We start from the raw sequence: 25,159 nt of genomic DNA, 5'->3' as shown, positions 1-25,159 counted from the left end.
AAAAAAACCCGTCCGGCTAACCGGCGGGTGAAATTGAATATCGAAATGATGTTATTCATGATGCGCAACTACTCAAAATTTTGCGGAATAACGAGGGTCAACACGGTACCAACTCCAAGTCGGCTCTGGACCGAGATGCCGTATTTAGCTCCGAATCGCAGCTTCAGCCGCTCGTTGACATTCTTGAGACCATAGCCGGCTGATTGCATCGTTAGAAGCATATCGATCGTTTCTTGTTCCATCCCTGGACCGTTGTCTTCGATCGCAAAATTGACCGTCCCTTTTTCTAACCAGGCTCTAACATGCAGAAGGCCCTTCCCCGTCTCCTTTTGTTTGATGCCATGTTTGATCGCATTTTCTACAAGCGGTTGAAGAATGAGATTAATGGTTGAATAATCGTAAACCTCATCGTTGATCGTATACTCGACATCAAAACTATACTCGCCCATCACCTGAATGATCTCAATATATGATTTGATATTCTCCAATTCATCGCGGACTGTAATAATATTGTCGCCTTTATTAAGTGCTGTCCGGTAAAATTTCGACATCGATGTCACCACGTGACTAATTTCAGGCGCATCGTTTTTGATGGCCTTCCAATTAATAAACGAGAGGGTATTGTATAGGAAATGAGGGTTGATCTGCGATTGCAGTGCTTTAAGCTCCGCTTCCTTCTGAATAATTTTACTTCGGTAGGATTCATCGATCTGCTCATTAAGTCTGCCCAGCATCTTACCAAACCGATTGGTCAGTTCTCCGATTTCATCCCTGGACTCACTCCGCACCTGTATATCCAATTCACCCCATTCAACCCGCTTCATAATCGCATTGAGTGAGAATATTCGTTTGATAAACGTCTTGGAAAAGATCGAAATAATGATCAACAAGCTGACAATGCAAGAAAGGATTACGATGAATGTCGCATTAATGATTGAACCCGCGTTCGTGGACAAATGCGCTGTAGGAATGAAACAATAGATCGTCCAATTTGCCTGCGGAATCTTCTTCTTAACAAGAATCATTTTGGTCTGACCGACGTTTATCGTTCCCTCATGGAGTTGTATGATTTCCTTGGAATCAACTGCGGTCAACATAGCACTTTGATTCGCGTAGACAATCCGGTTATTACTGTCCGAGATGATAACACCATACTCTTGCGCTAGATCGGTAATATTCCTAAAGAAGCTGCCCTCATCAATTCGCATGTAGACGAAATTAGCGTTGGATTCCTTGATCATGCTCGGGAATTTATAGGTTACGAACAGCGTGTTATCTTCATATTGCCACAGTGGATCGATGCCCTTCATCGCTTCGTGATACCAAGGTTCTTCAGCAACCCGTTTGTACGAAACGACGGAATCACCGAATTCCGGTACTCTGCTTTGTGTGTAAAAGGTTACTTTCTGAATATCCTTGTCAAGGTTCATCAACATGATGAAGTATGGATCTAAGTAATATTTCAAATCTCGCGAAAGATTGACTAAATCGATATAATCATTCGTTACGATCTTCTGAAACATCTTATTGTATACAATCGATCGAACCATATGGTTATAGCGTTCAATCGATTTGTCTATGCTCTCCGTAACCGTGTTCACATTCTTATCGATCCCCTGCAACCCCTGCAGATTGAGCATTTCCTTGGATTGATTGTACGCATATATCCCAAGTACCATAATTGGGATGATAATAACGATTAAGTAGGACAGAAATAGCTTCTGATTAAACCTCAAACGATTAAACAGTCCGTAAACCAGCTGTCTCATCATGATGTCTCTTCTCTGAATTGAGAAGGCGTTCGCCCGAAATGATTTTTGAATAACGAGCTGAAGTATGGAAAGTTACTATAACCAACATCTTGTCCGATATCGATAATTTTACGGTTTGTTGTGATAAGCAGCTCCTTCGCCTTTTCCATTCGATGCAAGGTCATATACTTATTAATACTTATTCCTTTCTGCTTCTTGAATAAGTGGCTCAAATAACTAGGCGATAAATAAACCCGCTTCGCCAATAACTCGAGCGACAAGTCTGTCTGATATTCGCTCTCGATCATTCGGACGACTTCTTCGATCGCTCTGGGCAGCGCTTCGACATTGGTTTCGCTGTAAGACTCGTTGACCTTCAAAATGCGCAATACTAATTCTCGTAAATCACTCAGCTTCACTGTTTTATATATTTCTTCCAAATTCAGCTTGAATCTATCGCTATCCCTTTTCTCAGGGGCATTGAATATGGTTTTGACAATTTCGGTGCACACATATTTGACATAGGTAACTGTAAAATGCTCTCTGTTTTGCAAAACGTCAAATAATTGCTCGACATGCAGCTGCGCGATATCATATCGGTTGTGCTTGATATTCTGCATTAACTCCTTTAGCACATCATTCACGACTGCAGTCATATCACTCACAACATATGACTTGCGGTTTGCCAGCAATACCGTACCCTCATCGAAAAAAAATTTATTTTCCAGCATCGTTTCCATCTCATGAAATTCTTGGTAGAGCTGATTCGCATCGTCCACCAACTTGCTGACGACAACACAGATATCGCTTCCGAACAACTCTTTGAATATCTGGATTAAACGCTGGCCGAGCTCCGTTATAGCTTCCAACGGTTCATCGGGTAAGGTTGCCAAGAGCAACAATCCTTGGAATTCATTTAAATGAATAAAATCGACGTTCCGATGTATTAATTCCCCGAGCTGCCTGTCGAAGTCAAAATCAAGCCGATCAAAAAAGCGCTTACGAGAATCCAGCATCAGCATCCGCATATAAGGATAACGACCATCCCCACTGAAAGGCACCTTCAGATCTAGTTCTATCTCCGTCACATCGGTCTTGTTGAATATGATGTCGGTCAATTGCTTCTGCTTTTCGTATCTGACTTCGTTCAAATAAACCACTTCCAGCCTTTCCTGCTGAACCTTCAATTTCTGAGCTTCCTCGCATAGCCGGATGACCTCGGTCATACTCTTAATAAATTCACTAACCTCTACTGGCTTTAAAATATAATGAATCGCCTTCAAATCAATTGCCCTTCGTGCATATTCGAACTCACCATAGGCGCTCATAAACATCATTTTAATAGGTTTACCAAGCTCACGAACCTTCTCTGCAAGCTGTAATCCGTCCATCCCATTCATCCTGATGTCGGAGAGCAAGATGTCAATCTCATGGCCTTCGATAAATAAGAGGGCGCTTTCCCCGCTGTCAGCTTCAAAGATCTCCAAATTCAATCCGTATTTATCGACGAGAAACTTCACTCCATCCCGTTCGAACTTATCATCATCGACGACAAGCATTTTTAACATCGTACCTCACCGCCTTCCACCAGGATTCATTTCCACAAAATGAATCTACCACAAACCGGAAAAAAGTTGAAGACTAACGGTGCCTCCCCGCACCGACATCGATTACCCTTGCAAAAAAAAGAGAATCTCACGTGCATCAATCGATGTACCTGAGATTCTCCTCTTCCGCAATATTCTGGATTTCCTCCGAAGAGATGCCGATGATCCGGTAATCTTCATTCATCTGCTTCTTTACTGCGCGCTCCTTATAGAATTTCGGGCTGCCTTCCGCCACTTCTTCATCGTAGAACATCAGAATGCCGTCGGTCTTACGAAAGAGCAGATCGTCCCTTGCACGAAGCTGCCAGCCCCCGCTATAAGGCTCCTTGCTTACCGATGCGAAGTAATCTACGCCTCGCAGCAGCTTCTGGTAATACTCCTGCTTGTCCTCTTTCCACTTCTCATCCGGATTCGCGTAAGCCGTCATAATCGATATTCTGAAATTCGGATATTCCGCCTTGAGCGCGATGCCGACTTCGACGGCCCACAGGTCCACCCCGTATTGCCCTGGCGTAATCATCCATTCCAGCCCTTCGTCGAGCAACGGTCTCAGCCGATTCTCGATCGCTTTCTGAATATACTTGATCAAGGCATGCTTTTGGTTAAAAATTTGCAGCTCATGCGCGCGGTACCCTGTGACTAGCAGATTTTTCATACATGGCTCCTTCTTATTCATTCGCATAGGTTGTTTTACAAAGGACTTCTTATATGTGGTATGATAGTCGAAAATGTTCAAAGCTTCAAATATTAAGGGGAATAGATCCATGAATCTTGACATTCAGCAATTCAAAGCCGATTTCTTCAAAGCGCTGGCGCATCCCATGCGCATTCGTATCCTAGAGGTATTGTCCGATGGAGAGCGCACCGTCAATGAACTGCAGACGATATTAGGAAGTGACGGTTCGGCCGTATCCCAGCAATTGGCCGTGCTTCGCAACAAGAATGTCGTTAGCGGAACCAAAGAGGGAACTTCCGTCATCTATTCGCTTCGTGATCCGCTCATCAAAGACCTGCTTGGCGTTGCCAAACAGATCTTCGATAATCATCTGGTGGATGCGATCTCGCTGCTGGAGAACATACGGAACGAATAAAGCCATTCGAAAACAAGGGACTTCCAGCCGGGAAGATGCCTTGTTTTTTTATGGAGTGAATGCTCTGACGCCGGACGACCTGTGCGCAAATGTCGATTGACAAATACGGAATGACGGGTGTATATTCCCCATATATTCAAATAATCAAATATATGAAACTTATGAAAAAAGAAGGGTTCTTATGAAATGGTCAGGTAGATTTGAAGGATACAATTGGCTCGCGTTACGCCGGGATCTCATTGCAGGTCTGATCGTCGGTGTCGTCGCCATTCCGCTTGCGATGTCGTTCGCGATCGCTTCCGGCGTGAAACCTCAATATGGCATTTATACAACGATCGTGGCGGGTTTCCTGATCTCATTGTTCGGCGGGTCCAAATTCCAGATCGGCGGACCTACCGGCGCCTTCGTTCCGATTCTATTAGGTATCGTATTACAATTTGGATTCGAAAAGCTGCTCCTCGCCGGGATCATGGCAGGGGTTATTCTCGTATTGATGGGGATCTTCAGGCTAGGGGTTCTCGTCCAATTCATTCCAAGGCCAGTAACGATCGGGTTTACCTCCGGAATCGCCGTCATCATCTTTTCCGGCCAAATCGCGAACTTCATGGGACTGCGGGAAATGAAAAGCCATGAATACTTCTGGCTGAATATGAAGGAAATCGCGGTCCATCTCCCAACTTGGAATATGTATAGTATCCTGACGGCCGTCTTCTGTCTGGCCATCTTACTCTGGCTTCCTAGACGTTTCCCGAACATCCCAGCTTCTCTCATCGGACTCCTCTGTTCGAGTATTGCTGCGTCATGGCTGTTCAATGGAAAGGTAGCGACAATCGGCTCAACCTACGGTGCAATTCCGAGCACGCTGCCTACGCTCACCTTACCGCATGTTACACTGGATACGATCATTCAGCTTCTTCCAGCTGCATTCGTAATCGCAATGCTAGGAGGCATTGAATCGCTGTTGTCTGCCGTCGTCGCCGATGGCATGACCGGAAGCAGGCATCATAGCAACCGAGAGCTGATCGGGCAAGGAATCGCCAACATCGTGGCACCACTCTTCGGAGGAATTCCTGCAACCGGTGCGATTGCCCGCACAGCGACGAACATTAAGAACGGCGCTGCCTCCCCTGTCTCAGGCATGGTTCACGGGGTTGTTGTTCTACTGGTCTTAGTCCTGCTTGCACCGCTGGCTTCTTCGATTCCGCTCGCCAGTATGGCGCCGATTCTCATGGTTGTAGCATGGAATATGAGTGAGCGAAAGGAATTTCTCCATATCCTACGAACGAAATCGAGTGATTCGATCATCCTGGTCGTTACGTTTCTTCTAACGGTGTTCACGAACCTGACAACAGCGGTAGAAGTCGGTTTGGTCCTCGCCGTCCTCATTTTCATGAAACGAATGCGGGATATGCTTACGGTTACGAAAGTGCTACCCGATCCCTCGATGAAGAATCAGAAAGTCAAGCCGTATATGGTTAAAGCGGGGCATGATTGTCCCCAAATCAGCATCTATTCGATCGAAGGTCCGCTATTTTTCGGTGCGGCCGATCCGTTCGAACGATCCATTCTCGATACGATGCACTTGCATCCGAGAATCGTGCTGCTCCGTATGGGCCGCGTCCCTTTCATCGATGCAACCGGTGAGGCCATCCTGTCCAAGATCGTCAGGCACTGCCACAATTCCGGCGTGATCGTGCTGATCTCAGGCCTGCGGCATCAGCCACGCATGTATCTAAGTAAAACTGGACTCGACGAGCAGATCGGTGCAGAGCACTTCTTCGACCATACCGGAGAAGCGATTGCCTTCGGATTAAGCCAGCTGAATTACAACAAGTGCCTAGGATGTGAGCATTTCGCATTCCGAGAATGCGCTAAGTTAGCACTCCCTTCTCATTCGCAGCATGTGATGGAGAAAGCGCAGTGTGACTAGCATCCTTCCATGCAAAAACCCTTGATTGCAACTTATATCGCTTTTCTGCGTACAATAGGTGATAGTGAAATCAACAATCAAGGAGGCTCTACTAACCATGGGAGCAACGAAATCGAGAAAATGCAGAGACAAAGCAATCCGGGAAGGAAAATATGATCCTGCCCGCAGCAGAGGAACATGGAACGGGATTCAACCTATCGTGCGTACCACGCCAACACTTCACGAAGCACTCGCCAAACAACAGAACAAACATAAACAAAAATGGAATCACGCGTACAAGAGCGATGATTCCATTTTTATTTGGATGCGTTATTCGATTCGTTTATCTTGTTTCTTTTGTGCAGAAGCTTGCTTATACAGCTCATCCTCTGGTGAAGAGGTGACTTCTAGGATATCGAGAAGGAACATGAAGATCGGAATCCCGATAATCAATCCCCATACGCCAAGGAAATGTTCCGAGAAGATCAATACGATGAACGTGTAGAAAATCGGAAGATCCGTCTTCGCTGACATCAGCTTCGGATTTAAGAAATACGCTTCGATCGCATGTAGGATCGCAATGATGATCAGAATATAGATAATATACATTAATCCGCCGATACTGTAAGCAATAATAGAGAGCGGAATCAATGAAATGACGACCCCTGCGACAGGAATCAATCCGAGCAGGAAGATCATAATACCGAGTGCAATCAATTGCGGGAAGCCCATGATCCACAAGGCAATGACAGACAATACGCAGTTCACGACGGCAATCACGAATTGCGCTTCGATTACTTTACCGAAAGAGCGAACGAATTTCTTGCAGAAGTACGCCAGCTCATCGTAGAATGGACCGATCTTACTGTCTTTGAATTTCGATGTAAATTCCGCAATACGCTTCTTCTCGAGGAGAATGAACAAACTCAAGATCATAGCCATGAACACCTGCATGCTAATCTTACCGATGTTCGTAATATTTTTGAGAATGAGATCAAAACCTTGCCCCAGATACTTATCAAGTTCAATCTTCTCAAACGTTGGAGCCAAATACCTCGCGATCTCATTATCATTCGGATCGAGATTGAACCCGGTAATGATATCAATCAACTGCGTAATCTGTTGGGTGACGATCGGCAAATACTTGTAGATGACGGCCACGATCCCGGCGACTAAGAGGAGGTAAAGCGTGACAATCACGGCTTTCTCATTGATGGGAACGATACGCCTGATCCCTTTTGTCGTAATCGTGGAGAGTTGATTCATCAAGAAGGTAAAGATGAACGTGATCAGAATAAGATTGATCATACTCTGCATCAAATAAAGTGCAAGAGCGATCCCGATTAGAATAATAACCCGCTTAAACCCATTGCTTCGAAAGAAATTAACCATGCATTCACTCCTGCCCGACACTTATCTCTATCTTATGATTTTTGACACATATCATACCTATACGCATTTACAGCCATTCCGTTCCAACAATTAATTGCCAATCCTGCTCGTCAATTAACCCTGAACCCCGACGTTGGACATGAAGCCTAACTATACTGCAAGCGGAATCAACAGGCTTAGGATGGCGTAAAACCACATAATTGACGTTCTACGAGCTCACGTAATAAACGATCTGTCATGTAAAATAAAACGGCAGAAATTAGGCTGATCCACCTAGGATCAATCGCGAAGTGACTACACCGTACGTTGCAATCACGGGAAAGCTGTACATCCTATATATCGGTACGATGCCGCTAAAACATTCATTAATCCACGCTTCCGTGCTGGTTTCGCAATGAATTTCCTCGGCAATACTTCTTTGACGAAACCCATGAACCATATCCCTTCAACTCCTTTAAATTTTCTTTGATCTTTTTTTAAATGTAACACAGTCCTCCAACTTTTATATACAAATAATTCCAATATCGTGGTTCGACAAATAATATTTCAAGCAGCGGTCGACAGATTTTGCTTTAGTATGCTATCATAGGATTCTGATAACGTGGTAACACACTAAAGTGTTTTATATTAGATAAAGGTGGTTATACTTCATGAAACGTACCGCAATCATTGGACTCGTATTCGTTACATTATTCGCTATTCTGACTGGCTGTTCCGGCGCTTCGGACCAAGATACGATCGTCATCGGCATCGATGATAAGTTCGCTCCGCTTGGCTTCCGAGATGAGAACAACGAGCTCGTCGGCTTTGATATTGATTATGCGACAGCCGCTGTAGAAAAGATGGGCAAGAAGGTCAAATTCCAACCGATCGACTGGCAGACGAAAGAATCGGAATTGAGCAGCGGTCGAATCGACTTGATCTGGAACGGCTATACCATTACCGATGAACGTAAAGAAAAAGTGCTCTTCACCAAGCCATACCTCAAAAATGCACAGGTCGTCGTGACGCTAGCCAATTCTCCGATTACGAAGCTTGCTGATCTCGACGGCAAAGTGGTTGGACTTCAGACGCTCTCATCTGCGGCGGATGCGCTGGCTGCGAACCCGATTCATGAGCGTGTTAAGACCGTTACGGAATTTGCAGACAACGTACTCGCCTTAAGTGACCTGAAGTCCGGACGCGTCGATGCGGTCGTCATCGATGAGGTCGTCATGAAATACTACATGGCGAAGGAAAAAGACAGCTTCAAGCTGCTAGATGAATCACTTGCACCTGAAGAATATGGGGTTGGCGTGAAAAAAGGCAATGATGAGCTGCTTAAACAGCTGCAGGGTGCGCTTGATCAACTAAATCAAGACGGTACGGCTGCGAAAATCTCGAACAAATGGTTCGGCGAGGATAAAGTCCTCAAGTAGGCAAATGATATCAAATGGACAAGCTGGCTTTCTTCGGGAAAGCCTGTTTTGTTTCCGTGACATAGAACATCAGTAACACCGGAGAGGAATGTACGCTATGACATCTGATTATTTCATCAAAATTATCAAACCGCTGCTGGAAGGCGCGCAGATGACGGTATTATTATTTTTCATCGCCATTATCGTCTCGATCCCGCTAGGTTTCTTACTGACATTGGCCGTAAATAGCCGCGTAAAGCTGCTCTCGCGTCTAGCTGGCATCTATATCTACCTCATGCGCGGTACGCCGCTGCTCTTGCAATTATTAGTCATCTGCTTCGGACTCCCGATGATTCCAGGCATAGGCCAATATTTGGTACTGGATCGATTCGTCGCCGCTTGCCTTGGCTTCATTCTGAACTATGCGGCTTATTATGCGGAGATCTTCCGCGGCGGCTTGCTCGCGATTGACAAAGGGCAGTATGAAGCTGCGCAAGTACTCGGTATGAACCGTAGACAGACGCTGATTCGGATTATTCTTCCGCAAATGTTCCGAATCGCGCTGCCCGCCGTATCGAACGAATCGATTACGCTCGTGAAGGATACCGCGCTGCTCTATGCGGTTGCTGTGCCGGAGCTGCTGCATTTTGCACAGACGGCGGTGAATCGCGATTTCACCTTAATGCCTTACATCTACGCAGGGATTATTTATTTATTGATGACGCTCTTACTGACCCTCTTCTTCAAATGGCTGGAGCGCCGATTGAAATTTGATTAATAAAGGAATGGCGAATATGGGAATGATCGAAGTATCCGAGTTGAAGAAATCCTATGGTATGGTTGAAGTGTTAAAGAAAATCTCTTTTGACGTGAACTCAAATGAAGTGATTGCTGTCATTGGGCCTTCAGGATCAGGCAAGAGTACGATGCTGCGCAGCCTTATCCATCTCGAAGAAGTGCAAGGCGGAAGCATACGAATCGGAGGCAAGCCGCTTGTCCAGCAAGGAGCGTATGTGAAGGCGCAAGAAATCCGCGACATCACTTCCCGGATGGGGATGGTGTTTCAGCATTTTAACCTGTTCCCGCATATGACGGTAACGCAGAATCTCGAGCTTGCTCCGCTACAGGTTAAGCGCGAGTCGACAGCAGACGTGCGCCGCAGAAGCACGGCGCTCCTCGCCAAGGTCGGTCTCTCGGACCGCGCGAACGCCTACCCGTCACAGCTCTCCGGCGGGCAGAAGCAGCGTGTCGCAATCGCCCGAGCACTGATGATGAACCCGGACATTCTGCTCTTCGACGAGCCGACCTCCGCCTTGGACCCGGAATTGACAGGCGAGGTGCTGCAAGTCATGAAGCAGCTTGCAGAAGAGCGAATGACGATGATCGTCGTCACGCATGAAATGGGCTTCGCACGAGAAGTTGCGGATCGCGTCTTGTTCATGGACGGCGGGGACATCATCGAACAAGGCACACCAGAGCAGTTGTTCACGAACCCGCAATCCGAACGCACACGTACATTCTTGAGCAGCAGTTATACGTAATAACATGACAAGACCTCCCCTATGGATTCAATGATCCGCTGGAGAGGTCTTGTTTAATTGTATCGCTTCAATTCCATAATCGTACGATTTGCAGAAGCTGATTTCCTTCGAAAGTCATCCGATATATATCCGGCATCGTCGTCTGTTCCCAGAAATCATACCCATAGCTCTGATCATAATAATTCATCATGACCGTCATGATATTGCCATGCGTACCGATCACGATCCGTTTGCCGTGGTATGTATCGAGGAGATCCATTAGGATCGGAATAACTCGCTGCTGCGCCTCCCTCGTCGACTCCCCGCCATCCATCGCATAGTCCGGATCCTCGAAAGACTTCTTGACCGCCTGTTTTTTCGCTTCCCAAGACACCTGATGATCCCCTTCGACGAAACGTTCATGCAAGCCTTCATATGAGTGAATCGGCAGCTTGAGCTGTTCTGCCAACGGCTGAACCGTGAGAAGCGCCCTTGCGTAAGGACTGGTGACCACGACGTCAATGCCTTCCATCCGTAGGAGGTCTGCCACCCGCTTTGCTGCCTGAGCCCCTGCTTCGGAAATCCCTCGTTCTCGCTCTTCACCGTATCGAAAAGGCGATTCCGCGTGCCTCACCAAGTAAATATTTGTTCGCATGGCGTTCACCTAGACCCGAGATAATATAGCCTTGTATTGTTTGATCGCATTCAGATGCATGCCTTCATGATATAGATTAAAAGTTAGAAATTGCTCTGGCGATCCGAGCAACATCCCTGCCGACGTTGTATAGGGCGGATCGATCGGCTCCTGCAGACGATGCTCTAGTGCTGCTTGCACCCGATCGTTCTGCTGTGCCAATAGGCTCTTCAATTCCTCAAGACTCGGGACACTTACCGATTCCGGCCGAGTGAGTGGGGACGTGCCATTCTCGAACTGCTCTTTGAATCCTTCTGGAAGCTGCATCGGCAGTCCAATGAATTGGAATGCAAACCGTTCGAATACGACATAAATATGTCCTAGATTCCAATGGATCGTATTCCGGAATCCGTCTGGAACACGGTGAGCCGTTTCTTCGGTAACCCCATCCACAACTGTTAACAACGTCTGACGGACGAAACGCAATTGATTGAATACGTAATGCTCCATAGCCCATACCCCCATCGTATTATTATATTTCTAGCGTAGCGGCTGCGCTGCACTATGTTTACACCTGCATAGAACGGAACTCCGCAACGAAATCAAGCGGTACCAGCGGCTCCTCGGAGATAACTTCGCGTTGATGCTGCAGCAATTTCTGCTGCTGTTCCTCCGTTTCCCTCGAGAGGATGCCGACTTGATTGAATACGATATACAGCAGCAGATGGCGCAGCTTGATAAAATCTTGAATGTACGCGATCTCCAGGGCCGTGATTGTATTTTCTCGGAGATATCCCTTCATAAAAGTACGGAAAAACCTGCGTGCATATGTGGTTACGTCATCATACTTCCTAGGCGCATATCGCATCGCATAATACAATGTAATACCGATATCATTGACGAAATACGTATAACCGCAATCGTCAAAATCAAAAGGATATATGTCGCCATTCTCGAGGAAGAAATTTTTCTGGTGCAAATCGGTATGCAGCAGTCCGTACGTATCTCGCGTGACGGGTAGCGAACGCAGATGATTCAGCCGTTCTTCTACAATGGCAATGACCGGATCGTCTGCCGGCAAATATTTGTCTGCGCGCAGTTGTTCCTCCTCATCCCACGCCTGACGCTTAATCAACGGAGAACTGACTTCATACGCCTTCGTATGCCGGTGCATTCGACCGAGCATCGCGCCCCATTGCTCGAATAACGGCTCATCCCACACCTCTGCCGTGATGGCGGATCCGCGTGCCTTGACGTAGGCAATCGCGAGAAAGGCGCCTTCCTCTGCTTCAATCTCTTCAATGAGAAGGCCTTGCTCGGATGGAACGACGCGGCTGCCTTTGATTCCTTGATCGTCCAAAAAGTTCACCCATTCGATCTCCCCGCGAATGTAGTTCACGCTCCGACGTATCGTATGTGTGATTTTGAGAACATAGTCCACGCCGTTCTTCGTAAATTCGTAGACAAAACTCTCGAACCCGCCAAGCGACCGAACCTCTTCCGGTCTCGCACCATATCGGCGGGCTGCTTCATGTAATATCTGATCTGTATATAATGCACTAATCTCAGGAATCATCTGTCCTGTATACCTCCTTAACTTCTGGCCACTCCGCATGGAATTGCTGCAAGAACGTCTCCATGAACTGATGTCTTGCAGCTGCCAATGTTCTGGCATAATCCGTATTCATTAATCCTTGTAACTTCAACAATTTCTCGTAAAAATGGGCGATCGCTGTCTTCGTGTTCGTTCGCTGGTCCCCCGGCTCATGCATGAGATGTCCTCGCGACCCCGCGTAAGCAAAGGTCCTAGCGATGCCTACCGCGCCGATCGCATCAAGACGATCTGCATCCTGCACGACTTGACCTTCAATTGTGGTTAGTGGTGCATTACGCCCTTCGTTGTAAGACATGTTCGCAATAATATCCATGACGTGCGAAATAACAGCTGGGTCTTCTTCTACATCCTCCAGCCAAATTCGTACACGATCCAAGCCCTCCTGCTTCGATGCATTCAGCTTCACATCCGCCACATCGTGCAGCAGCGCTGCCAACTCACAGATGTAGGCATCCGCATGCTCGCGCTCCGCGATCTCAAGCGCTAAGCTGCGAACGCGATGAACATGCCACCAATCATGTCCACTCGGATCCGACGTCAAGAACTCTCGGGCGAATTGCTCGGCGAGTTCGATAATATGTTCTTTCCTCCTGGGCATGTGCCACCCCCTTTGAAGTTACTTGTTTACTTGTTCTATTCATCAAATGTAATGATTCGCTCAGGATTTTCGTATTTTCGAATATAGAGATAAGCAATGAAAAATAACACCGTCATAAACTCGAAGAAGAGCTCCGAGAGCATGCCAGTCACTAAATTCAGCAGCCATGAGTCAAGATGGACATATGTTTGGAACAGATAATTACATCCCATTTGAGCAAGTCCAATGCCTGCCGCGATAAGGAAAAATTGCCCAGTCCTTCCCTTAACCATGTCGTTGCTTCGCCCGATCGGATTGTTGCCGTAAGTTCCCTCCAGCATGATGACATACTGAACGAAGAGCATGCGTGTCCCAATGACGATCCCAGGAATAATAAGCAACAGTAAGCCTATACTTGTCATGATTCTCACAATGATCATATAGAGCATAAGCTTGAACCAATATTTACGTCCTCTGCGAAATGCTGCTCCGATCCCAATCTCTTCGCCATGTTCGATCTTCAGGAATATCATACTAATGATTGCTGCCGGGATGATCGTTAGGATTGCACTTGATAATAAATTGATTAGAATCAGAGGGCCGTAGGCATTTTCTGGTATAGGGGCTTCGATCACAAAGATTAGCGCCTCAACAGGCACAGCAACAATCAGGATGATGATCAATATTTTCCAGAAATTCTGAGTATAGGCTCGCCATGCTGTCTCTAACAAGTTCATGCTCCGCATTTGATTGTCCAACTCGAAGGATGTCATTCGGCTCTCCTCCTTAGGATCGTATACGCCCAGCGTCGATAAGTACCCTGGATTTTCCATATATTATAATATGGGTTTCAGAAATGCAACGAATATTTGTATGTACTAGTACTCAGAACTTCCTTCAACAACGACCCGATCCCCCGCGCTTGTCGGTTGCGAAATGACAAGAAACTCCATATCTGCATTGGATCGATTGAAAATTTGATGCGGGATATGCGGCGGAACCTCAATCCCCTCTTGCGGATCTAATTGAAATAATTCTCCATTCACCAGGTAGTGATCTGCGTTCGTTTTGCTTATTTTCATAGTTGCCCTCCTGGTGTCCGGTCTTCATCATCATCATGGAACTCTGCAACGAGACGATCGGTATACTCTGTTGATAGGCAGTCCATTAGAACCTGATCCCACAGTCTGCCTTGATAGAATTTCACTTCTCGCCGTCTCCCATATTCACGAAACCCTGCCTTTTCATATGCTCGTATTCCTGCTGAATTATAGGCATAGACGGTCAACATGACATTATGTAAACCGAGAATTTTGAAGGCATACTCTAGCATGAGCTGCGTGACTTCTGTGCCGTAGCCTTTGCCATGGAAGTCGGCTTCGCCAATCACAACGCTATATTCCGCATTACGGTCAGCTATGCTAGATAGATACGTCAGGCCAATGGGCACCAGTGTCGCACGATCAAATATCGTAAAGAATATAAAATTATTATTTTTGCTATATTGTTCAAATGCCTCGTATTGCTCCTCATACGTAACGGGTCGCATGCTGGCTGTCGTCCGGTTAATGATAAAGTTGTTATTCCACTGATAATAGAGGTGAACATATTCACGACTTAGAGGACCTAAACTAACCTTAGGCCCAGAGAAATTAATGATTGGCTTTATCTGATCCATCAACCTATACTCCTTCACAGACTACTTCGAGAAAAAGAGACCTTTCGCTTCCATAGCTTCTACAATCGGCTTCACCGCCGTAGGTCCAATCCCATGCAAGTTCTTAAATTCTTGCAAAGTTAGCTTGGAGATCTGTTCTAAATTCGTTAACCCGGCATGGGCAAGGGCACGTAGTGCCGGTTGCGATAATCCGCTAGGGATATCATTTGGACTAGTAAGCTTCTTATTCATCGTAATTCCTCCATTTGTTACTGCATTTCACCCAAATAGATCGGCTGTTCTACGTTCACATGCGACAGCTTGATTCGTGTCCGAAGCTCTGCTGGAAATAACGGTTTATCCTCTATCCGATCCATATCGATCCATTCGATTCCTAGCTGGTTCTGATCCATAATCGTCCTCTGCGTCTCACCAATGATTTGACATCGAAACATCATCTCAACGCGGTGCGTACCGGCAACGAGAAAACACTCTCGGATGAACATCAGCCCTTGCACTTCTACGATATAGCCTGTCTCCTCCATGCATTCACGGATCACGGTGTCATGCATCTTCTCTCCCGCTTCCTGGCCTCCCCCAGGCAACAAATAATATATGCCATCTTCGTCCTCTAGCTTCGTTACGAGCAATTTATTGTCTTGTATAATAATGGCCTTAACAGAATTTCTAATCTTCATAATATGGTACTCCTTGTAGACCCGAAATGTATCTGATTGATAGCACCGAATCCGCGATAATTCCCGGATATGTCGTCTGCCAACTTGCGACATGAACATGAGCGATTCCATCGATATCCTTCGCTGAGGCTAATCGGATCTGCATCTCCTTGTCCACCTCTCTTCGACAGTAGCACCACCTAACGCAATGCTTTCGTTAAATAGAGCGCAATATCATCGTCAATGCGGACCATATCCCCATAGCCCACGTATCGGTCAGCACTGTATATGCCTTTCCCGTCTGGCACATAGCCGCGCTTCGCATACAGGATCTGAGCATTCCCGTAGTCGGAGAATAATCCCACGCCAATGCCTGCGACAGCCGATCTCTCCCGAATAACAGCTTCTGCTTCATCCATTAATATGGACCCAATCCCTTGACGGCGATATTGAATGAGTACATTAAAATCATTAATCTCCGGAATCCCCTGTTCATGAAAAGACGGATAACCAGAATGCCATAGCACATTCACATATCCCGCAAAAGCTCCGTCCACTTCGGTGATGATCGTAACGCGCTCTCCCTTCCGATGCTCTTCTACATAACGCTCGTATAAGCTTTGCGGCTTGTTCCAGCCTTGCTCTGCGAATGCACGCGAGATGATCGCCGGGTCGCCCTTATGGATCCTTCTGCACTGAATATTCATTGATCTCCCTACTTTCCTGCTTCATATCTATCATTTAAAAGTAATCTCATTAGCATTCTTCAAGCTCGCGAACGACTGCAACACTTGGTTATGATGTTGAATGATTTGTTCTGCCTTCAGATCGGCAGAATCGAACGTACTGTGCGCATCTTGCACTAATGTGACTTGAAAACCAAGACTACGAGCCGCTCGGCACGTCGTATCTACACAGAGTTCGGTCTGGATTCCGACTAGGATCGTCTCATGAATGTTCCGCTTTCTTAGCTCATGCTGCAGCGTTGTCTGATAGAAGGAATCGGGAGTGCTTTTGTGAACGACAACGTCTCCCGCTTCCGGCGCAATCGCCGGGTGAATCACCCAACTCGGCGTGTCGCGTACTAAGGGCCCTTCTTCCTCTTCATGCTGTACATAGACGATCGGAATATGATTAGACCGCGCTTGAACAATTAATCCCTGTAATTTCTCCAGCAGTGCATCCCCTTGATAGACTGGTGCTGCCGGATCGAACATGGCTTGCTGTACATCAATGATAATGAGTGCTTGATTCGATGTGCTCATCAATGATTCACCTCTGAATAGGATCTATGGGGAACATGCTTTTCTGAACCGTACTCGTACTGTCTAGTTAATATTTGATCGTACCGATTCGATCTGCGCGAGATGATGGCGGTTATGCCATATAAACCGTTGGAGTGCAATATCTAGCGTGATGCTTCCTACTACGACGGTGCGAAGCTTTCGTCTAAACGCTTCAGGCTTCATTTCCCATACTAGCACGTAGAACCGCCGATGAAGCAGCTCTAATAAGGCAATCGAGTCTTCGATCGGGGTTGCTTGGTAATCAGGGAGTTCCGCCCACTGATCTTCTCGGTACGTATTCGCCATCGGTTCATCTTCCGTCAATGCCCGCTTAAATCGAATATAGGCGTTCATATCGTTATCTGCGAGATGGTGAACGATCTGCCGAATCGTCCAGCCGCCCTGCCTATAGGATGTATCAAATTGATCTGGGGTTAGCTCCTCTATGATTGCTCTCAATCGACGACTGATCTCGGGAATCTGATGAATGACCTGGATACGCTCTTCATCTGTCATGCTTACGTGCGGTTCAAACGAACCGATGGGGAATCGTATGAGGTCAGGAACGCGATTTTCCATAGATAGATTCTCCTTATTGATTTATCGATCTCCATTGTATTTATCTAGTGCTTTAATCCCTCTACGGGCGAGTTGAATGAGAAGGATCAACAAATAAATAGCAATTCCGATGAATACGAACCATAATAGCTGAATGATTGTTAATCCCCATGAAAAAGTCATTGTTCATACCCCGTTTTCATAAATATACTTCAACAATCAACCCGATTAATCGCAAAATACATCAAGCTCCGGATTACGCAGGTATTCGAACAATCTTCGTACCTGCTGCTCTGTATTGCGTTCTGTTGATAGCTGCGGTAAAAAGGCCTCATCAAAAAATTCAACCTGCAGCGTCTCCATCCCCTCTTGGGCCTCGCCACCGATGATGTCGCAAAGAATAAAGAATTTGTAGACGTGGAAGGGTGAAGGCGGATGAGGATGAAACTTCTTATCGATCACGCCTAAGAGACGAACGGCTTCTACTTCGAATCCCGACTCTTCCCGGATTTCTTTGACTACGACTTCTTTGGGTGATAGACCAACGTCTGCCCATCCCCCTGGCAGGGCCCATGCCCCATCGAGACGCTCTCTTACCAACAGAATCTGATTATTTCGAAAAACAACACCGCGAACATCTACCTTCGGCGTCGCATATCCGGTCTCATTTGCAAATAGCGATCGAATCTGTTCCGAATCCAAATCTGTGTATTCACGCATGATCTCTATACTTAAGTCTCGTAATTGTTCGAATCGTTCGATATCGTAGATGTCTTTGGAATAAGCCAGCCCATTCTGACTAATGGCTTGGATCTGCTTCGCCCATTCTAACCATTTCAATTGCATGTTGAACCTCCTCTTCTACTCTGGAGCGGTTACGGTATGCCGTAGCGATGTCTCTATTGCGCTTTGCAATGCTTGTGTATCTCGTTCAATGCCTTTCAACGAACTCGTTCGTTGAATTCGCCGAAACGCTTCGCTCGGATCACACCATTCAACCGCTTGTGTCTCGAAATCATAATCTGTTATTGCTCCAGTTGGCTTCATCAAAAAATACTTAGTTGTGCATGTATCCGATACGTACTCCCCCGGAATTTGCGTAATTATGGTGCACACGTACCCCGTCTCTTCCAGCACTTCTCGCAGCGCGATCTCTTCAGGCGTTCGATCACTCGGATCGGCTCCGCCTTTGGCAAATGTCCAGACATACCCACCCCAATGACCACTTGGGCTCCGCATCAGAACCTGTCCTTCTTCATTGAACACAATACCACCATAAGCATAATGATACATTAGGACTTCTTCAATAAATGCCAAATCCCGCGCAACAATAAACTGACCAACGTAATGATTCAGGATGTTCTCTTTCATAAGGCGAGCAGCTTCTTCGATTGACACCCAGAGCAGCGTAAAGCCCTGATCCTGCTCTAATGCCGTAAATGCAGGTTGTCCATTCTCACCCTGTACTTGCGTGATATAGCCATAAGATAATTGAAGCTGCTGAATATGATCCCGGTACTCGATTGTATGCCCCAGCTCTTGCAGAATCTCAATTTGAACACCAACTTCTTCTAATACCTCACGCCTAAGCGCATCCTCATAGCTCTCTCCTGCTTCAATTCCTCCGCCCGGAAGCTTATAATAACCGTCCGATGACACATACAGAAGTGCCATTTTTTTCGTATCATTCCATACGATCGCTCTAGCTGCTTTCCGAACGCGGTACGATATTTCTGAATTTGGCGAGTTATTGCCATGGGGGTAAATTTCTTTTATTAGCTTCATAGGGTCTCCTTGTGGTCAGTGATTTTCCCTAGCAGCTCTTCCCTCGCTTCGATTAACCAAGGATGTACAAGCTTCAGCTTATGCCGCTGCTCCCAGATCTGGTTCAAGTAAACTAATATCGCTCGATCCATGTCATGGGCATCGACATGCCGTCTCATTTCTACGAGGTGCGGATGATCCCCTGGTAGATTCCATGAAATTTTATCAGAGACAAACAATATTTTCGCTACAACACTAGCATTCGCTTGATGTGTCGTATGACTCTCGATCGCAGCCAAAATCTCCGAGTCCGTCACGCCGAAAAGCTCACGCGCCATACAGCTAGATAGTTTCTGATGCACACTGCGATTATATTTTCGCTCGTCATCGAGAATTTCTAGCTCCAATCCCTCTGCTGCATCTAACATGGCAGAGATCGGAATCACATTGCTAATATCGTGAAGAAGCGCGGCTTGAATGACCTTCTCTGAATCTACGCCATACAGCTTGGCAATACGCTCGGCTTCAGCCGCGACTTGCAAGGTATGCTCTAACGTTCTGAGGTCATCGTTCATCTGAAAAAAATGCGTGATATCTTGCAATAAATCCCCAGTAAAATGTAACCCTTCGATAAAAGGCAGCAATACAAAGTTCATACTTACTCTCCTTTGCACCGTATTTGGCTAACCGATGTTAGATCTCTTTGGTCATCATCCATGTTTCCTCGTCATAAGAATCAATCCGGTGGACCAGTTCATTTTGCTCATAAAGAAGTCGTCCCTCGTCTCTAAATACGCGATCAGCTCTTCAACCTTCGCGCCGTGTCCTTCCGGCCAGTTCGGCTGCGGATTCAGATCTTCAATGATATACAATCCGCCAGGAGCCACCATGTTCAGCACTTCCTCGATCAAATAGAACTTTCCGGGCCACGTATCTGCGAAAATCACATGATACTGCTCCTTCGCATGCTGTTCGATGAATTGCCCGCCATCCATAGTCACGAAGGTCGCACGCGGATCAACTCCTAATATCTCACGCGCAATGGCGGCGCATGCTTCATCCATCTCAACCGTCGTTAGTCGGCTCTCTCGATCCATCCCTTCCAGAATCCATGCGGTCGAGAAGCCTACACCCGTGCCTAATTCAAGAATATTAGCATGTTGCTGAGATGCTGCGAGCATACGCAGAAAACTGCCCGTGAGTACGTCGCATGAAGCCGTAAAGCCGACCTCTGCTGCTTTTTGAATCAGAATTGATGTTGCTATTGGCAAATGGATATTCGTGTGATCTTCCATTGTAATCCCTCCGCTTCGTATATATTCCTCTCTATGTACTCGTTGTTAGTTCCGCTTCTCGCGATCATACGTTAGCTGGTCTATGAACGCGCTTACTTCTCTACGACTCTTAAGTACGAACACCCGCTTATTCGGATCCAGCTGTTCTAACCGCTGCAGCACTTGCTGCCTTGTATGCTTGTTATAGTTCCAGACCCAACGAAAAAATGATCCATCCAATCGTTCAGGACATGCTTCATTCAAATCTGGTCTCGTCTTCCCATGGTATTGGATACGTCTCTTAAGAATCCGATAGATACATAACAATCGCGGCATATCCAGGAAAATAACCGTATCCGCATATCGGAGCCTGAGGTCGAGCGTGCCATTGTAATTACCATCTATAATCCATTGATCTTGCCCGGCTATATCCATGAGGAACTGCTCCCACTCCTCCTTCGGTGTCGAGACCCAATTCGGCTTCCAATAGTAGCGGTCCAGATGGATGACAGGCAGAGATAAAATATCCCCAACGACTTGGGAGAATGTCGATTTCCCCGAGCCTGGGGACCCAATAATAAGGATGCGATTCATGCGTTTCAACCTTCCCTTAATAAACAAAACCCGTCCGAGCTCATCTAGGGTGATGCAAGGCGAGTTTTCAACATGGTCGTGCGTAATCTATCGTTACTTTATACCTTCGTCTCAATCCTATTAAATCTCGTAAACGTCCACGATCGATCCCCACGCAGCTCTAGCCATTTGGCGTAGATATCGTAGTAGATATGACCGTAATTCAATCCTACCGGTAAATCATCGCTCAAGCGAATCTCGGCGATCTCTGATTCAGGTAGCTCTCCCAGCGTATCGACCTCGGCGTAGAATACCATCCCATAGCTGCCATCCATTTCATAGATCCCAATGGGAGAAATTCCGAAATCCACCGCACCGCTCTCTTCGAACAGTTCTCTGCCCGCGGCTTCGATCGGCGTCTCTCCAGATTCAATTTTGCCGCCAGGAAGTTCCCAGACCGTTCGTTCTCGGTGTCTTATCAGGATGACCCTCCCATGATATCGTGCAATGATAATGACGTACTTCAGCATGCCATGATCAACTTCAACCGTGTCTAGCCATGAATGACTCACTTGATGCCCTCCCTCCCCAACCACTTGCTATGCGATAAAATAAGTAATCCCAAAGCTAATCACCCCCGAGAGAACAAGTGCGAACGGCACGCTTCGAAATTTCATGATTCTATTCTCTACTGCATATCGGTACGGACCTTGGCGTTTGATCTCTTGCAATTCCCGCTCCAGTTCGATCGTTGCCTGCATCGCGCTAGATACGTTCCCCGGCACGACCATATGATTCCCGAAGGACCTCCCCTCCATCATGCCATACAAGCCAGCCAGCAGCACGATAAGCCCCGCTGTAAAAGTCACGGTCTCATATTGGAAGTCATAATACGAGCTAATGCCATAGGAGATTAGAAAAATCAAACCGACAGCTGTAGCAATAAAGAGCATGTAATGCTTCCATGTCTTCATCCTGATTTTCATGCGTTCACCTCGAAATAGGTTGATATGCTAGCTTAGTGCCTATTTGTTGTCCTTCTCATTCCCACGCTTGAAATTCCCGGTTGCCTTCGCCATGATCAACTGAGCTTCCTTAAACTCGGCGTTTGCGATTCTTGACAGAAACTTCTCGCTGTGCTTTCCCGATAGGACCGTTACTTGCTTCCCCATCCAATAGATCAACACTTTGTTATCCTTCGTATGTCTGTACGTGAATACTTCCTCATCCAATCGATTCCGTTTATCTACATGACTCATGTCGGACACTCCCAACCCTTATATCCATCGAATACCGAATAATAAAAAATAAACCCACATGTGATGTGGGGTATGCCTGAATTCGCATCATGTTCATCTTAAGGAATATTATACCATATGGCTGAAATCCCCAACTACGGGAACAAATCCTAAATTTCCTTAAGGTGCAGTAGCATTTCAACAATAATGATGCTTATGAATCGGAGAATAAGTTCATCCCATCTCGTATACAACTAAATGCATACGCTATACGCGAAGGAGAGAACCCATGAAGAACATCGCGATATTCACAGCACTACTTGCAGGAAGCCTATTATTCGATCTCGTACTCGATATGCCTCTCGGCGTATCGATGTACGATGATGTTCAGATGATCCTCAGAAAGATTCAAATTATTCATCCAATCATTCTATGGCTTTTTGGACTGACATTGGTCATCATTCTCTACGTTCTAGGAACAAATAAGAAGCGTACCAAGTCTTAAGTGCTGCGTTCGCGATTGAATTTGTTCCGCAACCACACCCATCCTCCGAGCAAGACTGGAATCGTAATCTCAAAGGGCAAGTAAATGATCCATTGATCGGAGATGAGACCTTCTTGCAAATGATGCGAAGAATTCGGACTTATCACAAGCGCGGATAAGAAAATAATTGTTCCTACGAGGAGGATCGCCTTGCGAAAGCTCGTCATATGGAACAAGCGATAGACTGCGACAGCTGAAGCCGCATAGAAGATGCTTGCTTTGAAAAAAACACCAATAATCAGCATCATCACCGCGATCACATCCAACCGTTGAATGAAATTGGATATATTAACTTCGCCGATTGACATCAGAAAAGGGAAAAACGATTGCCTCAAAATATCCACGCCCAGCACGGAAACATTCAAAGCCGTAATCCATGCCAATATCAATCCGCTGAAAATTAAACTGATGATCCCCGTACGCAGTAAGGAGCCGTGCTCCTTCAGGAAAGGCGTCAACTAAGCACAATCATGCTCATCATCACCACATAAAAGATTTCCCCTGTCCGAGCTAACACTACAATCCCAAGGGCCAGCACGTAACCGATGGCGACGACCATCATCGCATGGATCATAATAATCGGCGTCTGATCGAATACCGATACGCTCATCAACAGAGCAAAATCATTAAACTGCCGCGAGGCTTGGTAGATGAAAAATAACGTATATAGAGAGGCTAGAATTTTCCCCGGCACTTTCCCAATAATACCTTCGATGACGACTGTAAACGGCTGGCGAGGTTTGTCTCGGGCGATATAACAAAACACGGCGTAAAATATCAAAGCTGCCGCCATGCCTAACAGCTTCGAAATCCATCCTGCTTCTTTGGCATCCAAATTGAGCGGGAACACCAAAGCGCTTCCTGTTCTGAATCTCTTGCATATTTTGGTCTAAGTGAACAAGAAGTTCTCCATAATTCCCCTGTTGCAGCCCTTCCACCAGCCTTGCTCCTCCCGAACACTTTTCCCAGTATTATGCATTTTTAAATGAAAAATTATGCATCTCCCGCAAACGAAAAAGCCCCTGCCTTTCCTTATGAAAGACATAGGGCTTCCCCTGCTTGCTCCTCTATTGCGAGCGCAATATATCGTCCGTACCGCATCTACTCGATGTTGCGTGTCATCATATAATACCCGGGAACCGGTTGGTAGCCTAAACTTCGGTTAATCCTTAGCATCGGCGCGTTGAGCGAATCATTATTCGTACGGATATAACGGTACCCCCGCTTTATCGCTTCGCGAATCGATTGAATCTTGAGTGCCCTAGCGATTCCTTGCCCACGATATGCGGCATCGACGCCGGTAAAGCTGTTGTACAAGCTCTCCGATTCAGGATTTGCCGTCAGCTGCACAACACCAATCGGTCGATCACCATCCAGTACCAACAAAGCCAATGACCTCTCGAAGTCCTCTTTGTCGAGGGTCCATTTGCGCCATTCACTGTACCACATATATTCCCCTTCAAAGCCCGGAATATCTTCATGCGTTGCTCGATACAGCTCATACAATTGTTGTTCCATCGCCTCACCCGGTCTGTCTGCGAGCGACATCATTTGGAAGGAATCGTTAGCGAAAGCAGGGTAATCTAATGATTCACGATCCAGATTGGCTAATTCGATACAGGACTCGAACAAATGCCGCTCTTGCTTGAAGCCCCGTTTGGTCGCAAACGCCAAGGATACCGGATCGTCATCCCTCAGGTCAACGATCACACGATCCGCCCGCACCTCCGACGTATAGGCCATGACGACATCAAAAAGCGCACGCCCCACACCTTGATGGCGCGCATTCGGGTCAACGATGACTTGCTCATATAATACGCCTGGCGAAGACCACGGCGCACGCCAAGCATGCGCATATCCAATCGTTCTCCCCTCGCCGTCTTTCGCGATCCAGCGTGGCCGATCATGTCCGGTTAGGCGTCCTTCCTCATCCCGACTCAGCGACCCCACTGCGGGAATGCGCGCATCCTCATCCGCCAAGTCTTGCGCCGTCACCACTTCTGAGGCAATGACATTTATCAATCTCGCAACGTCTTCATAATCATCCGGTACAACCATTCGTCGAATCACAATTTCCATGCACATTCTCCTTCTC

At 46.6% G+C, this 25,159-nt stretch carries 35 protein-coding genes; 6 read left to right on the top strand and 29 right to left on the bottom strand.

Annotated features, from left to right (window positions below; translation table 11 throughout):
* Positions 1-68 precede the first annotated feature (68 nt).
* The 3 genes from GCU39_RS01580 to GCU39_RS01570 form a co-directional block, all read right to left on the bottom strand.
* A complete protein-coding gene (locus GCU39_RS01580; RefSeq protein ID WP_152391898.1) occupies positions 69-1,772 on the bottom strand; it encodes a sensor histidine kinase in 1,704 nt (567 codons plus the stop codon).
* Positions 1,769-3,319: a helix-turn-helix domain-containing protein gene (locus tag GCU39_RS01575; RefSeq protein ID WP_152391897.1), complete on the bottom strand. Its 1,551-nt coding sequence runs from the start codon at positions 3,317-3,319 to the stop codon at positions 1,769-1,771. The genes GCU39_RS01580 and GCU39_RS01575 overlap by 4 nt, the downstream gene beginning before the upstream one ends.
* Before the next feature lie 136 nt (positions 3,320-3,455).
* Positions 3,456-4,013 carry an SLOG family protein gene (locus GCU39_RS01570; RefSeq protein WP_152391896.1) on the bottom strand — a complete coding sequence of 186 codons (558 nt, stop codon included), beginning with the start codon at positions 4,011-4,013 and terminating at the stop codon, positions 3,456-3,458.
* A gap of 109 nt (positions 4,014-4,122) precedes the next feature.
* Between GCU39_RS01570 and GCU39_RS01565 the strand changes: the two genes are divergently transcribed.
* Positions 4,123-4,449, top strand: a complete 327-nt coding sequence (locus tag GCU39_RS01565; RefSeq protein ID WP_152391895.1) for an ArsR/SmtB family transcription factor — start codon at positions 4,123-4,125, stop codon at positions 4,447-4,449.
* 181 nt (positions 4,450-4,630) lie between these two features.
* Positions 4,631-6,379 (top strand): SulP family inorganic anion transporter, encoded by a 1,749-nt coding sequence (locus GCU39_RS01560; RefSeq protein ID WP_152391894.1) that lies wholly within the window; start codon positions 4,631-4,633, stop codon positions 6,377-6,379.
* A 309-nt stretch (positions 6,380-6,688) separates the two neighbouring features.
* On the opposite strand, the gene GCU39_RS01555 is transcribed toward GCU39_RS01560, so the two are convergent.
* On the bottom strand, positions 6,689-7,750 hold the full coding sequence (locus GCU39_RS01555) for an AI-2E family transporter (protein ID WP_152391893.1): 1,062 nt from the start codon (positions 7,748-7,750) through the stop codon (positions 6,689-6,691).
* A 650-nt stretch (positions 7,751-8,400) separates the two neighbouring features.
* Between GCU39_RS01555 and GCU39_RS01550 the strand changes: the two genes are divergently transcribed.
* From GCU39_RS01550 to GCU39_RS01540, 3 genes are all read left to right on the top strand, one after another.
* The gene (locus GCU39_RS01550; protein WP_152391892.1) at positions 8,401-9,168 is read left to right on the top strand and encodes an amino acid ABC transporter substrate-binding protein; all 768 of its coding nucleotides are present in this window, start codon (positions 8,401-8,403) and stop codon (positions 9,166-9,168) included.
* Positions 9,169-9,265: 97 nt separating this feature from the next.
* Positions 9,266-9,925: an amino acid ABC transporter permease gene (locus tag GCU39_RS01545; RefSeq protein ID WP_152391891.1), complete on the top strand. Its 660-nt coding sequence runs from the start codon at positions 9,266-9,268 to the stop codon at positions 9,923-9,925.
* Positions 9,926-9,941: 16 nt separating this feature from the next.
* Positions 9,942-10,688 carry an amino acid ABC transporter ATP-binding protein gene (locus GCU39_RS01540; RefSeq protein WP_152397037.1) on the top strand — a complete coding sequence of 249 codons (747 nt, stop codon included), beginning with the start codon at positions 9,942-9,944 and terminating at the stop codon, positions 10,686-10,688.
* A 67-nt stretch (positions 10,689-10,755) separates the two neighbouring features.
* Here GCU39_RS01540 and GCU39_RS01535 read toward each other — a convergent pair whose 3' ends face one another.
* The 22 genes from GCU39_RS01535 to GCU39_RS01440 form a co-directional block, all read right to left on the bottom strand.
* The gene (locus tag GCU39_RS01535) at positions 10,756-11,322 is read right to left on the bottom strand and encodes a histidine phosphatase family protein (protein WP_227793403.1); all 567 of its coding nucleotides are present in this window, start codon (positions 11,320-11,322) and stop codon (positions 10,756-10,758) included.
* Positions 11,323-11,331: 9 nt separating this feature from the next.
* Positions 11,332-11,811 carry a DinB family protein gene (locus GCU39_RS01530; protein ID WP_193726724.1) on the bottom strand — a complete coding sequence of 160 codons (480 nt, stop codon included), beginning with the start codon at positions 11,809-11,811 and terminating at the stop codon, positions 11,332-11,334.
* A gap of 58 nt (positions 11,812-11,869) precedes the next feature.
* Positions 11,870-12,877, bottom strand: a complete 1,008-nt coding sequence (locus GCU39_RS01525) for a phosphotransferase enzyme family protein (protein WP_152391889.1) — start codon at positions 12,875-12,877, stop codon at positions 11,870-11,872.
* Positions 12,867-13,514, bottom strand: coding sequence for an HD domain-containing protein (locus GCU39_RS01520; RefSeq protein WP_152391888.1), 648 nt, complete (start codon positions 13,512-13,514; stop codon positions 12,867-12,869). Before GCU39_RS01520 ends, GCU39_RS01525 begins: the two co-directional genes overlap by 11 nt.
* 35 nt (positions 13,515-13,549) lie before the next feature.
* On the bottom strand, positions 13,550-14,266 hold the full coding sequence (locus GCU39_RS01515) for a hypothetical protein (RefSeq protein WP_152391887.1): 717 nt from the start codon (positions 14,264-14,266) through the stop codon (positions 13,550-13,552).
* A gap of 105 nt (positions 14,267-14,371) precedes the next feature.
* Positions 14,372-14,575: a cupin domain-containing protein gene (locus GCU39_RS01510; RefSeq protein WP_152391886.1), complete on the bottom strand. Its 204-nt coding sequence runs from the start codon at positions 14,573-14,575 to the stop codon at positions 14,372-14,374.
* Positions 14,572-15,171: a GNAT family N-acetyltransferase gene (locus GCU39_RS01505; protein WP_152391885.1), complete on the bottom strand. Its 600-nt coding sequence runs from the start codon at positions 15,169-15,171 to the stop codon at positions 14,572-14,574. Before GCU39_RS01505 ends, GCU39_RS01510 begins: the two co-directional genes overlap by 4 nt.
* Positions 15,172-15,192: 21 nt before the next feature.
* On the bottom strand, positions 15,193-15,402 hold the full coding sequence (locus GCU39_RS01500) for a helix-hairpin-helix domain-containing protein (protein ID WP_152391884.1): 210 nt from the start codon (positions 15,400-15,402) through the stop codon (positions 15,193-15,195).
* A gap of 17 nt (positions 15,403-15,419) precedes the next feature.
* A complete protein-coding gene (locus GCU39_RS01495; protein ID WP_152391883.1) occupies positions 15,420-15,848 on the bottom strand; it encodes an NUDIX domain-containing protein in 429 nt (142 codons plus the stop codon).
* Positions 15,838-15,993, bottom strand: coding sequence for a hypothetical protein (locus GCU39_RS31315; protein WP_193726723.1), 156 nt, complete (start codon positions 15,991-15,993; stop codon positions 15,838-15,840). The genes GCU39_RS01495 and GCU39_RS31315 overlap by 11 nt, the downstream gene beginning before the upstream one ends.
* Before the next feature lie 34 nt (positions 15,994-16,027).
* Complete coding sequence (locus GCU39_RS01490) at positions 16,028-16,534, bottom strand: GNAT family N-acetyltransferase (RefSeq protein WP_152391882.1); 507 nt, start codon at positions 16,532-16,534, stop codon at positions 16,028-16,030.
* A 30-nt stretch (positions 16,535-16,564) separates the two neighbouring features.
* Positions 16,565-17,092, bottom strand: coding sequence for a cysteine hydrolase family protein (locus tag GCU39_RS01485; RefSeq protein WP_152391881.1), 528 nt, complete (start codon positions 17,090-17,092; stop codon positions 16,565-16,567).
* A 63-nt stretch (positions 17,093-17,155) separates the two neighbouring features.
* Positions 17,156-17,692, bottom strand: coding sequence for a YfiT family bacillithiol transferase (locus tag GCU39_RS01480; RefSeq protein WP_152391880.1), 537 nt, complete (start codon positions 17,690-17,692; stop codon positions 17,156-17,158).
* Between the two features lie 21 nt (positions 17,693-17,713).
* Positions 17,714-17,854, bottom strand: coding sequence for a hypothetical protein (locus GCU39_RS31310; RefSeq protein ID WP_193726722.1), 141 nt, complete (start codon positions 17,852-17,854; stop codon positions 17,714-17,716).
* 45 nt (positions 17,855-17,899) lie between these two features.
* A complete protein-coding gene (locus GCU39_RS01475) occupies positions 17,900-18,517 on the bottom strand; it encodes an NUDIX hydrolase (RefSeq protein WP_152391879.1) in 618 nt (205 codons plus the stop codon).
* Positions 18,518-18,532: 15 nt separating this feature from the next.
* Positions 18,533-19,456: an NUDIX hydrolase gene (locus tag GCU39_RS31305; RefSeq protein ID WP_193726721.1), complete on the bottom strand. Its 924-nt coding sequence runs from the start codon at positions 19,454-19,456 to the stop codon at positions 18,533-18,535.
* Entirely contained in the window at positions 19,453-20,091 is a 639-nt protein-coding gene (gene yqeK, locus GCU39_RS01465) for a bis(5'-nucleosyl)-tetraphosphatase (symmetrical) YqeK (protein ID WP_152391878.1), read from the bottom strand. Before yqeK ends, GCU39_RS31305 begins: the two co-directional genes overlap by 4 nt.
* A 54-nt stretch (positions 20,092-20,145) precedes the next feature.
* Positions 20,146-20,730, bottom strand: coding sequence for an O-methyltransferase (locus GCU39_RS01460; RefSeq protein ID WP_152391877.1), 585 nt, complete (start codon positions 20,728-20,730; stop codon positions 20,146-20,148).
* 45 nt (positions 20,731-20,775) lie between these two features.
* A complete protein-coding gene (locus GCU39_RS01455) occupies positions 20,776-21,303 on the bottom strand; it encodes a DNA topology modulation protein (protein WP_152391876.1) in 528 nt (175 codons plus the stop codon).
* Positions 21,304-21,401: 98 nt separating this feature from the next.
* The gene (locus tag GCU39_RS01450) at positions 21,402-21,854 is read right to left on the bottom strand and encodes an NUDIX hydrolase (protein ID WP_152391875.1); all 453 of its coding nucleotides are present in this window, start codon (positions 21,852-21,854) and stop codon (positions 21,402-21,404) included.
* A 27-nt stretch (positions 21,855-21,881) separates the two neighbouring features.
* Positions 21,882-22,268, bottom strand: coding sequence for a hypothetical protein (locus GCU39_RS01445; RefSeq protein ID WP_152391874.1), 387 nt, complete (start codon positions 22,266-22,268; stop codon positions 21,882-21,884).
* A 39-nt stretch (positions 22,269-22,307) separates the two neighbouring features.
* On the bottom strand, positions 22,308-22,541 hold the full coding sequence (locus GCU39_RS01440) for a hypothetical protein (protein WP_152391873.1): 234 nt from the start codon (positions 22,539-22,541) through the stop codon (positions 22,308-22,310).
* A gap of 268 nt (positions 22,542-22,809) precedes the next feature.
* Here GCU39_RS01440 and GCU39_RS01435 point away from each other — a divergent pair, with 268 nt between their 5' ends.
* A complete protein-coding gene (locus tag GCU39_RS01435) occupies positions 22,810-23,025 on the top strand; it encodes a hypothetical protein (RefSeq protein ID WP_152391872.1) in 216 nt (71 codons plus the stop codon).
* Here the strand turns inward: GCU39_RS01435 and GCU39_RS32175 are convergent.
* The 3 genes from GCU39_RS32175 to GCU39_RS01420 all read right to left on the bottom strand — a co-directional run bounded on the left by GCU39_RS32175 (position 23,022) and on the right by GCU39_RS01420 (position 25,143).
* The gene (locus GCU39_RS32175; protein WP_152391871.1) at positions 23,022-23,522 is read right to left on the bottom strand and encodes a GerAB/ArcD/ProY family transporter; all 501 of its coding nucleotides are present in this window, start codon (positions 23,520-23,522) and stop codon (positions 23,022-23,024) included. The two genes, GCU39_RS01435 and GCU39_RS32175, sit on opposite strands and share 4 nt — an antisense overlap.
* Positions 23,519-23,914 carry a GerAB/ArcD/ProY family transporter gene (locus GCU39_RS32170; RefSeq protein WP_193726720.1) on the bottom strand — a complete coding sequence of 132 codons (396 nt, stop codon included), beginning with the start codon at positions 23,912-23,914 and terminating at the stop codon, positions 23,519-23,521. The genes GCU39_RS32175 and GCU39_RS32170 overlap by 4 nt, the downstream gene beginning before the upstream one ends.
* Positions 23,915-24,165: 251 nt before the next feature.
* Positions 24,166-25,143 carry a GNAT family N-acetyltransferase gene (locus GCU39_RS01420; RefSeq protein ID WP_152391869.1) on the bottom strand — a complete coding sequence of 326 codons (978 nt, stop codon included), beginning with the start codon at positions 25,141-25,143 and terminating at the stop codon, positions 24,166-24,168.
* Positions 25,144-25,159 lie beyond the last annotated feature (16 nt).

It is taken from the genome of Paenibacillus guangzhouensis (assembly GCF_009363075.1).
Lineage (GTDB): Bacteria > Bacillota > Bacilli > Paenibacillales > Paenibacillaceae > Paenibacillus_K > Paenibacillus_K guangzhouensis.
The sequence above is the reverse complement of the archived record's forward strand: the minus strand, read 5'-3'. Positions and strand labels throughout refer to the sequence as shown.